Here is a 13,898-nt window from a genome sequence, read left to right as displayed (position 1 = left end):
TCAGTTTCCCGCGGCGCGACAGATCGCACCGAACTCATCTGCATTCAGGGAAGCTCCACCAATGAGCCCCCCATCGATATCCGGCATGCCGAACAGTTCGACCGCATTGGCCGCCTTCACGCTGCCGCCGTATAGAAGCCGCACACCTTGCGCGACTTCAGAATTCTCTGCCGCTAACTGCGCGCGGATGGCTGCATGCACATCCTGCGCTTGTTGCGGTGTAGCAGTCAGCCCGGTGCCAATGGCCCAGACCGGCTCGTAAGCAATTACTGCCTTTGCAAATGCACCAACACCCAGCTCCTCGATGATACTGCCCAGCTGACGCGAGACAACTTCAAGAGTCTTGCCCGATTCACGCTGCTCCAGGGTCTCCCCTATGCACAACACTGGAATCAAGCCACAAGCCTGTGCCGCTGCGAACTTGCGATTGAGTGTCCCATCACGCTCGCCCATCATCTGACGGCGCTCGGAGTGCCCGACAAGCACATAGGAACAACCCGCATCAACCAGCTGACTCGGTGAAATCTCACCGGTCAACGCACCTTGCATGGGTTCCACCGCAGAGTTCTGCGCGCCGACCTGAATCGACTTGCCTTTCAAACCATCAACCACCTGGTTGATATGCAAGCAAGGCGGGAAAACCGCAACATCAACACCGCTAGGCAAGGCCAAGTGACGAAGGCCATTGATCAGCTCAGCGACACTGGCGCGGGTACCGTGCATCTTCCAGTTACCAGCTACCATAGTGCGACGCATGCTGTACCTCGTCGGTCAAAGTGGGCGCAGATGTTACCCAACCACACCATCACTGGCAAGCCGAATTCAGGCGCAAATTTCAGTTACCAGTTTTGCCAGGTCTTCGGCGTGGCCGCGAACCTGTGTTTCGTCCTCGCCTTCGACCATGACACGCACCAGCGGCTCTGTGCCGGACTTGCGCAACAACACGCGGCCACGCCCAGCCATTGCAAGGGTCACACGCTCGCAGGCGTCTTTGACAGCAGGGTGCTCGATAGGGTTTTCGCCACCGGCAAAGCGCACATTCAGTAGAACCTGCGGGCACTTGCGCAGCGCCTGGCGCGCTTGAGCGAGACTCTCTTTGCGACGACGCAAGGACAGCAATACCTGCAGCGCAGCAATAATGGCATCGCCCGTGGTGGTGTGCTGGAAGCAAACCACATGCCCCGAGTTCTCTCCGCCCACCAGCCAGTTACGCTCCAGCAGCTCGGCGATGACATAGCGGTCACCGACATTGGCGCGTACAAACGGAATCCCAAGCTCGGCCAAGGCCAACTCAAGCCCGAGATTGCTCATCAGCGTGCCAACCACACCGCCTTGCAGCTTGTCACGCTCATGCAGGTCGCGGGCAATGATGAACAACAGCTCATCGCCATCAACCACCGCACCGGTGTGATCCACCATCAATACGCGGTCACCGTCGCCATCGAAGGCAATACCGAGGTCAGCGTGCTCGGCCAGGACAGCAGCCTGCAGTTGCTCCATATGCGTCGAGCCGCAGTTATCGTTGATGTTCAAACCATTTGGCTGGGCCGACAGCACCGTCACATCGGCACCCAGCTCCTTGAATACGCTGGGCGCCACTTTGTAGGTTGCACCGTGAGCACAGTCGACAACAATTTTGAGGCCGGCAAAGTTGGTGCTGGTCGGCACACTGCTCTTGCAGAACTCGATGTAACGGCCTGAGGCGTCATTGATACGCGAGACCTTGCCCAGCTTGCTGGACTCAACCACGGTCATCGGCGCGTCCAGCAACTCTTCGATCATCAGCTCGATCTCGTCCGGCAGCTTGGTGCCCTGGCCCGAGAAGAACTTGATGCCGTTGTCATCATGGGGATTGTGCGAGGCACTGATCACGATACCGGCTTCAGCGTGGAAGGTACGCGTCAGGTAAGCGATTGCCGGCGTCGGCATGGGCCCCAGCAGCATGACATCGGCGCCTGCGGCAGACAGCCCCGCCTCCAGCGCAGATTCGAACATGTAACCCGAGATGCGAGTGTCTTTGCCCACCAGGATGCGGCAAGCGCCCATGCTGCGGAACGCCATACCGGCCGCCCAACCCAGCTTGAGCATGAAATCAGGAGTAATCGGGAATTCGCCGACCCGACCACGAATACCGTCGGTGCCAAAATATTTTTTAGTCATAAGTGCTCCATCATTCTTATTCGGCTGATTCTACCGCGGCCAGCATGCGCACCACATCAACCGTCTCGGCGACATCATGCACCCGCAAAATACGCGCGCCCTTGGTCACGGCGAGTGCCGCCAACGCCAGGCCACCGTACAACCGCTCACCCACAGGGCGATTCAGGGCCAGCCCTATCATGCTCTTGCGCGACACGCCGACCAACAAGGGTCGACCAAGGGCGTGCAAAGCTTCCATATGCTTGAACAGGCTCAAGTTGTGTTGCAGGGTCTTGGCGAAGCCAAACCCGGGATCCAGGATAATCTTTTCGGCTGCGATGCCCACCTTGGCGCATTGAGTCATTCTTTGCGCAAGAAACCCACTCACCTCACCAACCAGATCATCGTAATGCGGGCTGTCCTGCATATTGCCGGGCTCTCCCAACATATGCATAAGGCACACCGGCAGTCCGGTTGCCGCCGCCGCATCCAGCGCGCCATCACGCTGAAGGGAGCGCACATCGTTGATCAGCCCCGCACCGAGGCGCGCTGTCTCGCGCATTACTGCGGGAGTCGAGGTGTCCACCGAGATGATCACATCCAGCTCACGGGCAATCCGCTCGACGATTGGCGCGACCCGCTCCAGCTCCTCCAAGGGAGAAACCACGCGAGCGCCCGGTCGAGTTGACTCACCACCGACATCAATCAAGGTCGCGCCGGCCGCCACCATCGCCTCGGCATGACGCAACGCGGCATCCTGCTGATTGAAGCGGCCGCCGTCAGAAAAAGAATCGGGGGTTACATTAAGAATGCCCATGACATGCGTATGGGCCAAATCAAGAACCCGGTTGCCGCAAGGCAACCGGGTGGAGGACAGCGCAGAAGTCATTTCAAACCTTAGTGGTCAGCTGCGGGGCCGCCGATCGGGGCTTCAGGACGTTCGTTCTGTACCACAGGCGGGGTGCCCGAAGTGCCCGAACCACCTTCCCAATCACGAGGCTCACGCGGTGCGCGACCCGCCATGATGTCGTCAATCTGATCGGCATCAATGGTTTCGTACTTCATCAGCGCATCAGCCATTGCATCGAGCTTGTCGCGGTTATCCGTCAGGATCTGCTTGGCCGTGCCGTAGCACTGGTCAATGATGCTGCGCACTTCGGAGTCGATCAGCTTGGCCGTCTCACCCGAGAAGCTGGCAGCTTGACCGCCGCCACCACGACCCAGGAACACTTCGCCTTCTTCCTCGGCATACATCAAAGGACCGAGTTTTTCCGACAACCCCCACTTGGTCACCATGTTCCGCGCAATCTGGCTGGCACGCATGATGTCGTTTGAAGCACCGGTGGTCACACCGTCGAAGCCAAGCGTCATCTCTTCAGCAATCCGGCCGCCATACAGAGAACAGATCTGGCTGATCAGCGCACGCTTGGAGAGACTGTAACGATCCTCTTCCGGCAGGAACATGGTCACACCCAGCGCACGGCCACGAGGAATGATCGACACTTTGTAGACCGGGTCGTGCTCAGGCACAACGCGACCAACAATGGCGTGACCGGCTTCGTGATAAGCGGTGTTCTGCTTCTCTTTCTCGGACATGACCATGGATTTGCGCTCGGCACCCATCATGATCTTGTCTTTGGCCAGTTCGAACTCTTTCATTTCCACAATGCGCTTGCCGGTACGGGCAGCGAACAACGAAGCCTCGTTGACCAGGTTGGCCAGGTCGGCACCGGAGAAACCTGGCGTACCACGGGCAATCACGGCCGGAGCCACGTCGTCACCCATTGGCACTTTGCGCATGTGTACTTTCAGGATCTGTTCGCGACCACGAATATCCGGCAGCCCCACCACAACCTGACGGTCGAAACGGCCTGGACGCAGCAACGCTGGGTCGAGCACGTCGGGACGGTTAGTCGCGGCGATGACGATGATGCCGTCATTCATTTCAAAGCCGTCCATCTCAACCAGCAATTGGTTGAGGGTCTGCTCACGCTCATCGTGACCGCCACCCATGCCGGCGCCACGATGGCGACCCACGGCGTCGATTTCGTCGATGAAGATGATGCACGGTGCGTGCTTTTTGGCCTGTTCGAACATATCGCGAACACGGCTGGCACCAACACCGACGAACATCTCGACGAAGTCAGAACCGGAAATGGTGAAGAACGGCACCTTGGCTTCACCGGCAATCGCCTTGGCCAGCAAGGTTTTACCGGTACCCGGAGGACCGACCATCAGCACGCCGCGAGGAATGCGGCCGCCCAGGCGCTGGAACTTGCCCGGATCACGCAGGAACTCAACCAGCTCACCGACTTCTTCCTTGGCTTCATCACAACCTGCGACGTCAGCCAGGGTGGTTTTCACCTGATCTTCAGAGAGCAGGCGCGCCTTGCTCTTGCCGAAGCTCATCGGCCCGCCCTTGCCTCCCGCACCACCTTGCATCTGGCGCATGAAGAACATGAACACGGCGATAATCACCAGGATCGGGAAGCTCGCTACCAATAGCTGAGTCCAGATGCTCTGCTGTTCAGGCTGCTTGCCTTCAACCACTACATGGTTATCCACCAAGTCGCCGATCAGACCGTTGTCCTGGATTGCCGGACGAATGGTCTTGAAGCTGTCGCCATCGTTGCGCTTGCCGGTGATCACGTAGCCATCAACCGCTACGCGCTCGACCTTGCCATCCTTAACTTGCTGGATGAAGTCGGAATAGTTGAGGGTCTGCGGCTCGTTAGGGCTGGAGAAGTTGTTCATCACCGTCACCAGGACAGCCGCGATGATCAACCACAGGATCAGATTCTTTGCCATATCGTTCAATTAACTACCCTCTGAAGCAAGCTCCGCTACTGGCGCGCGCTTCGCATGATATTCACCGGCCTAACTTACTACATTACCTACAACTCTGGCAGGCGCCGTCTGTAACCCTTTGTGAAACTTTGACTACACAATATTCGTAAAGCTTCGTGACGAAAGCGATATAAAAAAACCTATCGCCCTCCTCGAATTCCTCAAAAACGCTCTTCGCTCTCCGCCCCTTCGACACCACGGAAGCCGCGGCACAGCAGGTATTGCTCGCGTGACCGGTCTCGCGAAGAGTCTGGTTTGCGCGTCTGTACCTTGTCGAACAATTTGCGAATCTTCTTGTGGTACTCGTCAAAACCTTCGCCCTGGAAGACTTTCACCAGGAAATCACCACCGGGACGCAAAACCCGACCCGCCAGATCCAGTGCCAACTCGCACAGGAACATGGCTCGCGGCATATCAACGGCCGGTAATCCACTCATATTGGGGGCCATGTCGGAAATCACAAGGTCTACCTGCGAATTTCCCACAGCCTCAAGGATCTCGGCCAACACCGTATCCTGGGTGAAGTCGCCGTGTACAAAGGTCACATCCGGGATGCTGTCCATCTCAAGGATGTCTGAAGCGATCAATCGACCTTGCCCACCAATCAGACGACTGGTCACTTGGGACCAGCCACCAGGGGCTGCGCCAAGGTCGATAACGCTCATGCCTGGACGAATCAATTTATCCTTGTCCTGGATCTCCAGCAGTTTGTAGCTGGCCCGGGAACGGTAGCCGTCCTTTTGCGCCTTTTTGACGTAAGGATCGTTGAAATGTTCTTGTAGCCACTTAAGGCTGGTTTTGGAACGGGCCACGGGCCACCTCGAAAATAAAACGGGTCGTGATTAACTGGGCGGTCCCGGACTCGCTCGGGTAAACTGGCCGCCGCTTTTTACAAGATCAGACGCAGGGGTCAGATTATGCCGCTCACTCAAGAGCAGAAGAAACAGTACAAATCCATTGGCCACCATCTGAAACCAGTTCTGATTGTGGCAGACAACGGTTTGACTGAAGGTGTGTTAGCCGAACTGGAACGCGCATTGGGCGATCATGAACTGATCAAGATCAAGGTCAACATCCTTGACCGCGAAGCGCGTTTGGCCGCCATTGCAGAACTGTGCAAGGTCGGCAAAGCGGACCTGGTACAGGTCATCGGCAAGATGGCACTGCTGTATCGCAAGAACTTCAGCGTCAACAAGCAGCTGTCGAACGTACACCGCTTCAAGTAATACAAGGGTCACGGGCGTGCTTCGCGCGCCCCGCCGCTCCATCCCGGTGCCGGCTGTATAACCAGCACCAGGCCGGAGAACCCTAGCACAAGATAGCTGAATAGCTGCCAGCGCAACGCTTGCGGCAGCCACACATGCACCACGCAAAACATTGCGCACGCATACAGCGCCATCAACAGCAGTTGGCCGCGAATATCCCGCCACAAGCTCCTCAAACCCTCGGTCTTGACCAGCACCAATGCCTGGAGCGTCACGCACGCCGCTGAAAAACCCACCAGCAGCGCACTCAGCATTCCGTTGAGCTCATCGATCAGCAGCGGTGCCAAGCCAATCAGGCCCAACACCGGCAGCACACCGATGTGCAACAACCATAGGCCACCCACCCAAAGCATCTGGGCGAGCTGCCAAAGCATGGCGCCCGCACGAAGCGGGCGCCGCCTTTCAGACGTGACGAACTTCAACAATCTCGTACTCGGTAACGCCACCTGGCGTCTTAACGGTCACCACATCACCCTCTTCCTTGGCAATCAAGGCGCGGGCCAGTGGCGAACCGACGGAGATCTTGCCGAGCTTGAAGTCAGCCTCGTCCTCACCGACGATGTGGTAAACCACGCTTTCGTCCGTTTCGACGTTGGCGATTTCCACGGTGGTGCCGAAAATCACCTTGCCGGTTTTAGGAATGGTCGTTACGTCGATCACCACCGAGTTCTGCAGGCGGCCTTCGATATCACGGATCCGCGCCTCAACCATACCCTGCTGCTCTCGAGCAGCGTGGTATTCGGCGTTTTCCTTCAAGTCACCCAGCTCGCGGGCCGTACCGATGTCCTGGCTCAGCTTCGGGCGGACGACCTTGGTCAGATGGGCGTGCTCCTCTTCCAGGGCCTTGAAGCCCTGAACGGTCATTGGGTATTTGGTCATGCCTTCAATCCTGCGTGTAGATCCTGCAAGCGACGCACGGTCTTTTCCGGACCGAACTTGAGCGCTTCGCAGATGGCTTCGCCAGCAGCAATGGTGGTGGTGCAGTAGATCTTGTGCTGCAAGGCATTACGACGAATGGAGTAGGAGTCCGCGATCGACTGGCGACCTTCGGTGGTGTTGATGATCAGCGTGACTTCGTCATTCTTGATCATGTCGACCACGTGCGGACGGCCTTCCGTCACCTTGTTCACGCGACGTACTTTCAGGCCGGCAGCTTCGATCAGCTTGGCGGTCCCGGCAGTTGCCACGACTTCAAAGCCCAAGTTGATCAGATCACGGGCCACGCCTGCAACCAGTGGTTTGTCATCATCACGCACGCTGATAAACGCAGTACCGCCGGTCGGCAGCACTTCGCTGGCGCCCATCTGGGCCTTGGCGAATGCTTCACCGAAGGTATCGCCCACGCCCATTACTTCACCGGTGGACTTCATCTCTGGGCCCAGGATCGGGTCCACACCAGGGAATTTGGCGAATGGGAACACCGCCTCTTTCACGCTGTAGAAGTTAGGAATGATTTCCTTGGTGAAGCCGATTTCCTTCAGGGTCTTACCCGCCATCACGCGGGCAGCGATCATGGCCAGGGACACACCGATGCACTTGGAAACAAATGGCACGGTACGCGAAGCACGCGGGTTCACTTCGATGACGTAGATGTCTTCGCCTTGCAGCGCCAACTGAACGTTCATCAGGCCGACCACGCCCAGTTCCAAGGCCATTTTCTTGACCTGTTCGCGCATCTCGTCCTGGATGTGCGCTGGCAGCGAGTACGGCGGCAGCGAGCAAGCGGAGTCACCGGAGTGAACGCCAGCCTGTTCGATGTGCTGCATGATCGCGCCGATGACTACGTCGGTACCGTCGCACACCGCATCCACGTCCATTTCGATGGCGCAGTTGAGGAAGTGGTCCAGCAGCACCGGGCTGTCGTTCGACACTTTCACCGCATCACGCAGGTAGCGCTTGAGTTCTTCTTCTTCGTAGACGATTTCCATCGCCCGGCCGCCCAATACGTAGGACGGACGCACCACCAGCGGGTAGCCAATCTTGCTGGCGGCGCGGATGGCTTCGTCTTCGCTGCGCACGGTGGCGTTTGGCGGCTGACGCAGGTTCAGGCGCTCGACCATTTGCTGGAAGCGCTCACGGTCTTCGGCACGGTCGATGGCGTCAGGGCTGGTGCCGATGATCGGCACGCCGGCCGCTTCCAGGGCACGCGCCAGCTTCAGCGGGGTTTGGCCGCCGTACTGCACGATCACGCCTTTCGGCTTCTCGACGCGGCAGATTTCCAGCACGTCTTCCAGGGTTACCGGCTCAAAGTACAGACGGTCGGAAGTGTCGTAGTCAGTCGAAACAGTTTCCGGGTTGCAGTTGACCATGATGGTCTCGTACCCGTCTTCGCGCAGCGCGAGGGCGGCGTGTACGCAGCAGTAGTCGAACTCGATACCCTGGCCAATACGGTTCGGACCGCCGCCCAGGATAATGATCTTGTCGCGGCCCGACGGCGCGGCCTCGCACTCTTCCTCGTAAGTGGAGTACAGGTACGCGGTGTCGGTGGCGAACTCGGCCGCGCAGGTATCAACGCGCTTGTAGACCGGGAAGATTTCCAGCTTGTGGCGGTGGGTGCGCAGGTTCTTCTCGGTCACACCCAGCAGCTTGGCCAGACGCTGATCGGAGAAACCTTTGCGCTTGAGGCGGAACATCAGGTCGCGGTCGATAGAGGACAGACCGAGGGTCTTGACCTTCTCTTCTTCCTTGATCAGATCTTCGATCTGCACCAGGAACCACGGATCGATCATGTTCATGCCGAAGATCTGTTCGACGGTCATACCCGCGCGGAAAGCATCGGCCACGTACCAGATACGCTCGGCGCCCGGCACGGTCAGCTCGCGCTTGAGCACGCTCATGCTTTCCGGGTTGCTCAGGTCGAGCTTTTCATCCAGGCCGCAAACACCCACTTCCAGGCCGCGCAGGGCTTTCTGCAGGGATTCCTGGAAGGTCCGGCCGATGGCCATTACTTCGCCAACCGACTTCATCTGAGTGGTCAAGCGTGCGTCGGCCTTGGCGAACTTCTCGAAGGCAAAGCGCGGCAGCTTGGTCACGACGTAGTCGATGGACGGCTCGAAAGACGCCGGTGTAGCGCCGCCCGTGATTTCGTTTTGCAGCTCGTCCAGGGTGTAACCGATCGCCAACTTGGCGGCGATGCGCGCAATCGGGAAGCCGGTCGCTTTCGAAGCCAGTGCCGAAGAACGCGACACACGCGGGTTCATCTCGATCACGACCATACGACCGGTGTCCGGGCAGATACCGAACTGAACGTTGGAACCGCCGGTTTCAACGCCGATCTCACGCAGTACCGCCAACGAGGCGTTACGCATGATCTGGTATTCCTTGTCCGTCAGGGTCTGCGCCGGAGCAACGGTGATCGAGTCGCCGGTGTGCACGCCCATCGGGTCGAAGTTTTCGATGGAGCAGACGATGATGCAGTTGTCCTTTTTGTCGCGGACAACCTCCATCTCGTACTCTTTCCAGCCGATCAGGGATTCGTCGATCAGCAGCTCTTTGGTCGGCGACAGGTCCAGGCCACGGGCGCAGATTTCTTCGAACTCTTCACGGTTGTAAGCAATACCGCCACCGGTGCCGCCCATGGTGAAGGACGGACGAATGATGCACGGGAAGCCCAGCTTTTCGAGAACCGCGTTGGCCTCTTCCATGCTGTGGGCAATACCGGAGCGCGGGCAGTCAAGGCCGATGGACTTCATGGCCTTGTCGAAACGCGAACGGTCTTCAGCCTTGTCGATGGTGTCGGCGTTGGCGCCAATCATCTCTACGCCGAACTTCTCCAGAACGCCTTCGCGCTCCAGGTCCAGGGCGCAGTTGAGTGCGGTCTGGCCACCCATGGTCGGCAGCAGCGCGTCGGGACGCTCTTTCTCGATGATCTTGGCAACGGTCTGCCACTTGATCGGTTCGATGTAAGTGGCGTCGGCCATGTCCGGGTCGGTCATGATGGTGGCCGGGTTGGAGTTCACCAGGATGACGCGGTAACCCTCTTCGCGCAGGGCCTTACAAGCCTGGGCGCCGGAGTAGTCGAATTCGCAAGCCTGGCCGATCACGATCGGGCCAGCGCCGAGAATCAGGATGCTTTTTATGTCTGTACGTTTTGGCATGGGTTTGTCACTCAAATCCGCAGGTCAGTCGGCAAGCCGTCTTGAACAATCGTTGAAGAGCCTGCGGGGGCCACCGAGGTACGGGGCCGCCCGCAGGCCTCTCAGTCAGCGTCGCTTGGCCATCTCATTGATGAAACGGTCGAACAGCGGCGCTACGTCGTTCGGGCCAGGGCTGGCTTCAGGGTGGCCCTGGAAGCTGAACGCGCTCTTGTCGGTGCGCTCGATGCCTTGCAAGGAGCCGTCGAACAGCGACTTGTGAATGGCGCGAACGTTGCTCGGCAAGGTTGCTTCATCCACCGCAAAACCGTGGTTCTGGCTGGTGATCATCACAACGCCGGTGTCCAGGTCTTGTACCGGGTGGTTGGCACCGTGGTGGCCGTGGCCCATTTTCAGGGTCTTGGCGCCGGACGCCAGGGCCAGCAGCTGGTGACCGAGGCAGATACCGAATACCGGAATCTCGGTTTCCAGCACGTCCTTGATGGCCTGGATGGCGTAGTCGCATGGCTCAGGGTCACCCGGGCCGTTGGACAGGAACACGCCGTCCGGTTGCAGGGCCAGCACATCGCTCGCAGGCGTTTGCGCCGGCACCACGGTCACGCGGCAGCCGCGCTCAACCAGCATGCGCAGGATGTTGTACTTCACGCCGTAGTCGTAGGCCACAACATGGTATGGCAGCTCGCTGGCGTCGATGGTCGCGTGACTGTCGGTCTTCAAGTCCCAGACAGTGGAGCGCCACTCGTACTTCTCTTTGACGCTGACAACTTTCGCCAGGTCCATGCCCTTCAGGCCAGGGAAGCCTTGGGCAGCGGCAATCGCCGCCTCTTCGGAGATATTGTCACCGACCATGATGCAGCCGTTCTGCGAGCCTTTTTCACGCAGGATGCGTGTAAGGCGACGCGTATCGATACCGGCGATCGCCACAACATTGTTGGCTTTCAAGTAATCGGACAGCGACATCGTGTTACGCCAGTTGCTCGCAACCAGTGGCAGATCACGAATGACCAGACCGGCCGACCAGACACGATCAGACTCGACGTCTTCCGGTGTAGTACCGGTGTTGCCGATGTGCGGATAGGTCAGGGTAACGATTTGCTGGGCGTAGGAAGGATCGGTAAGGATTTCCTGATAGCCGGTCATGGCAGTGTTAAACACTACCTCTCCAACGGTTTGACCGTCGGCTCCAATGGCTTCGCCGCGAAAAATGCTGCCATCAGCAAGGGCGAGTATGGCTGGCTTAGTCAAGAAGACCTCCCGTAAATAAAGCCTGAAAGGGCGATCGCAGGTTGTAAAAAAGCGGAGTGACGTATGGACACGTCACCCCGCTTCTTCACTGAATTATTCTGCGCGCTTTTAGTGGACACACTAAAGCTGTAGCTTACAGAAAAAGGCTTTTTTGGTCCACCGCTAATGAGCCTTAAAGGCAGGGGAATGCGACAGGACGTCGCCTAGCGGGTAAAAACGGGGCCTAAGCATAAGCTTGAGGCCCGGTTTTGGCTACTCTTAGTGCAGATCCAGCACGTCGCGCATGTCATACAGACCAGGCTCACGACCTTCCAGCCAGAGCGCCGCACGCACCGCACCCTTGGCAAATGTCATGCGGCTGGAGGCTTTGTGCGTGATCTCCAGGCGCTCGCCTTCACTTGCAAACAGCACGGTGTGATCACCCACCACATCACCACCGCGCACAGTGGCAAAGCCGATGGTGTCATGGGCACGCGCACCGGTATGGCCTTCACGCCCGTAAACAGCGACTTTAGACAGGTCGCGCCCCAGGGCATCGGCAATCGCCTCACCCATGCGCAGCGCAGTACCCGACGGTGCATCGATCTTGTGGCGATGGTGGGTCTCGATAATCTCGATATCCGCCTCATCACCCAACACGCGCGCGGCCAGGTCCAGCAACTTGAGCGACAAGTTCACGCCGACGCTGAAGTTGGCGGCGAAGACGATCGGAATATCCTTGCCCGCCTCCACCAGCAACTGCTTCTGCTCTGCATTCAAGCCTGTGGTGCCGATGACCATGGCCTTGCCAGCCTTGCGGCAGAACGCCAGGTTTTTCAGCATCACTTCCGGCAAGGTGAAGTCGATCAGCACATCAAACTCGTCAGCCACCTGCTCCAGGTTGCCCGACAACGAAACGCCGATGCGACCCAGCGAGGCCAGCTCACCGGCGTCCGCACCGATCAGCGTGCTGCCGGGGCGAACAATCGCCGCCGTCAGCCCGGAGGCCGGCGAGCGCTGCTGCACCGCCTCGACCAGCGTCTTGCCCATGCGCCCGGCAGCGCCCATTACGGCTATACGTCGCATATTCACGTCCTTACAAGTCGCCGAAGAAGCGCTTCACGCCATCGAAGAAGCCGGTAGTTTTCGGCGAATGGGAGTCATCGCCTTCCAACGAGCTGCGGAACTCTTCAAGCAGTTCGCGTTGACGGCGACCCAGATTGACCGGCGTTTCCACCGCCACACGGCACATCAAGTCGCCAGCACCGCCACCGCGCACCGGCGCAACGCCTTTGCCACGGATACGGAACTGCTTGCCGGTCTGGGTGCCTTCCGGGATCTTGAGCTTGACCCGACCATCAAGGGTCGGAATTTCCAGCTCACCACCCAATGCCGCGTCGACAAAGCTGATCGGCACTTCGCAGAACAGGTGCTTGCCATCACGCTGGAAGATCGAGTGCTCACGCACATTGATCACCACGTACAGGTCGCCCGTCGGGCCACCTTGAGTGCCCGCCTCGCCTTCGCCAGACAGGCGAATACGGTCACCGGTATCAACACCCGCCGGCACTTTCACCGAAAGGGTCTTGTACTCTTCGACACGACCTTCGCCGTGGCAGGAGTCGCACGGATCGGAAATGATCTTGCCCTGGCCATGGCAGCGCGGGCAGGTCTGCTGCACCGAGAAGAAGCCCTGCTGCATGCGCACCTGGCCAATACCGCCACAGGTCGGACAGGTAATCGGCGAGGACCCCTTCTTGGCCCCCGAACCGTCGCACGGCTTGCAATTGACCAGTGTCGGTACACGGATATTGACCGTGGTACCGCGCACAGCCTCTTCCAGGTTCAGCTCCAGCGTGTAACGCAAGTCACTGCCACGCTGGGCACCGCCGCGCTGACCGCCACGGCCGCCACCAAAGAAGTCGCTGAACACGTCGCCGAAAATATCGGAGAAGTTCTGACCACCAAAACCGGCACCGCCGCCACCCATGCTCGGGTCGACACCGGCATGACCATACTGGTCGTAGGCCGCGCGTTTACTGGAATCAGACAAGCATTCGTAGGCCTCATTGGCCTCTTTGAACATCTCTTCGGATTCTTTGCTATCCGGATTACGGTCCGGGTGGTGCTTCATCGCCAGGCGACGGTAAGCCTTTTTCAGGTCCGCCTCGCTGGAGCTGCGCTCCACACCCAACACTTCGTAATAGTCACGCTTTGCCATAAGTCTTTGCACTCTTAAGGACGTTCAGCCCGGCCCTCCTGAGCCTTGCCGAACTCGTTGAGCCCCAATACAGGCCCGGACCCAACTCACGTCAATTCAACGATCCTG

Annotated in this window: 12 protein-coding genes; 1 reads left to right on the top strand and 11 read right to left on the bottom strand. The window is 58.7% G+C overall.

All coding sequences use genetic code 11. The annotated features are described in order from the left end of the window. The 5 genes from tpiA to rlmE form a co-directional block, all read right to left on the bottom strand. Nucleotides 1–756, bottom strand: a complete 756-nt coding sequence (gene tpiA / locus AOA62_RS01490) for a triose-phosphate isomerase (RefSeq protein WP_003194193.1) — start codon at nucleotides 754–756, stop codon at nucleotides 1–3. A gap of 66 nt (nucleotides 757–822) precedes the next feature. Next, nucleotides 823–2,160 carry a phosphoglucosamine mutase gene (gene glmM / locus AOA62_RS01485; RefSeq protein ID WP_017139252.1) on the bottom strand — a complete coding sequence of 446 codons (1,338 nt, stop codon included), beginning with the start codon at nucleotides 2,158–2,160 and terminating at the stop codon, nucleotides 823–825. Between the two features lie 16 nt (nucleotides 2,161–2,176). Beyond that, the gene (gene folP, locus AOA62_RS01480; RefSeq protein ID WP_017139253.1) at nucleotides 2,177–3,028 is read right to left on the bottom strand and encodes a dihydropteroate synthase; all 852 of its coding nucleotides are present in this window, start codon (nucleotides 3,026–3,028) and stop codon (nucleotides 2,177–2,179) included. A gap of 8 nt (nucleotides 3,029–3,036) precedes the next feature. Further along, a complete protein-coding gene (ftsH, locus tag AOA62_RS01475) occupies nucleotides 3,037–4,947 on the bottom strand; it encodes an ATP-dependent zinc metalloprotease FtsH (RefSeq protein WP_032865933.1) in 1,911 nt (636 codons plus the stop codon). 200 nt (nucleotides 4,948–5,147) lie between these two features. After that, nucleotides 5,148–5,798: a 23S rRNA (uridine(2552)-2'-O)-methyltransferase RlmE gene (gene rlmE / locus AOA62_RS01470; RefSeq protein ID WP_099547637.1), complete on the bottom strand. Its 651-nt coding sequence runs from the start codon at nucleotides 5,796–5,798 to the stop codon at nucleotides 5,148–5,150. 105 nt (nucleotides 5,799–5,903) lie between these two features. Here rlmE and AOA62_RS01465 point away from each other — a divergent pair, with 105 nt between their 5' ends. Beyond that, entirely contained in the window at nucleotides 5,904–6,212 is a 309-nt protein-coding gene (locus tag AOA62_RS01465) for a YhbY family RNA-binding protein (RefSeq protein WP_017139256.1), read from the top strand. Nucleotides 6,213–6,220: 8 nt separating this feature from the next. On the opposite strand, the gene AOA62_RS01460 is transcribed toward AOA62_RS01465, so the two are convergent. The 6 genes from AOA62_RS01460 to dnaJ all read right to left on the bottom strand — a co-directional run bounded on the left by AOA62_RS01460 (nucleotide 6,221) and on the right by dnaJ (nucleotide 13,790). After that, the gene (locus AOA62_RS01460) at nucleotides 6,221–6,625 is read right to left on the bottom strand and encodes a hypothetical protein (protein WP_026013857.1); all 405 of its coding nucleotides are present in this window, start codon (nucleotides 6,623–6,625) and stop codon (nucleotides 6,221–6,223) included. 28 nt (nucleotides 6,626–6,653) lie between these two features. Next, nucleotides 6,654–7,130, bottom strand: a complete 477-nt coding sequence (gene greA / locus AOA62_RS01455; RefSeq protein WP_017139258.1) for a transcription elongation factor GreA — start codon at nucleotides 7,128–7,130, stop codon at nucleotides 6,654–6,656. Then, nucleotides 7,127–10,348, bottom strand: a complete 3,222-nt coding sequence (gene carB, locus AOA62_RS01450) for a carbamoyl-phosphate synthase large subunit (RefSeq protein ID WP_017139259.1) — start codon at nucleotides 10,346–10,348, stop codon at nucleotides 7,127–7,129. The genes greA and carB overlap by 4 nt, the downstream gene beginning before the upstream one ends. Before the next feature lie 105 nt (nucleotides 10,349–10,453). Further along, entirely contained in the window at nucleotides 10,454–11,590 is a 1,137-nt protein-coding gene (carA, locus tag AOA62_RS01445; RefSeq protein ID WP_017139260.1) for a glutamine-hydrolyzing carbamoyl-phosphate synthase small subunit, read from the bottom strand. Nucleotides 11,591–11,848: 258 nt separating this feature from the next. Continuing rightward, nucleotides 11,849–12,655 carry a 4-hydroxy-tetrahydrodipicolinate reductase gene (gene dapB / locus AOA62_RS01440; protein WP_017139261.1) on the bottom strand — a complete coding sequence of 269 codons (807 nt, stop codon included), beginning with the start codon at nucleotides 12,653–12,655 and terminating at the stop codon, nucleotides 11,849–11,851. Between the two features lie 10 nt (nucleotides 12,656–12,665). After that, nucleotides 12,666–13,790: a molecular chaperone DnaJ gene (gene dnaJ / locus AOA62_RS01435; protein ID WP_099547636.1), complete on the bottom strand. Its 1,125-nt coding sequence runs from the start codon at nucleotides 13,788–13,790 to the stop codon at nucleotides 12,666–12,668. Nucleotides 13,791–13,898: the final 108 nt, after the last annotated feature.

It is taken from the genome of Pseudomonas sp. 2995-3 (assembly GCF_002742565.1).
Taxonomy (GTDB): Bacteria; Pseudomonadota; Gammaproteobacteria; order Pseudomonadales; family Pseudomonadaceae; genus Aquipseudomonas; species Aquipseudomonas edaphica.
Note: the sequence above shows the minus strand (reverse complement) of the source record. Positions and strands in the feature narration are given on the sequence as shown.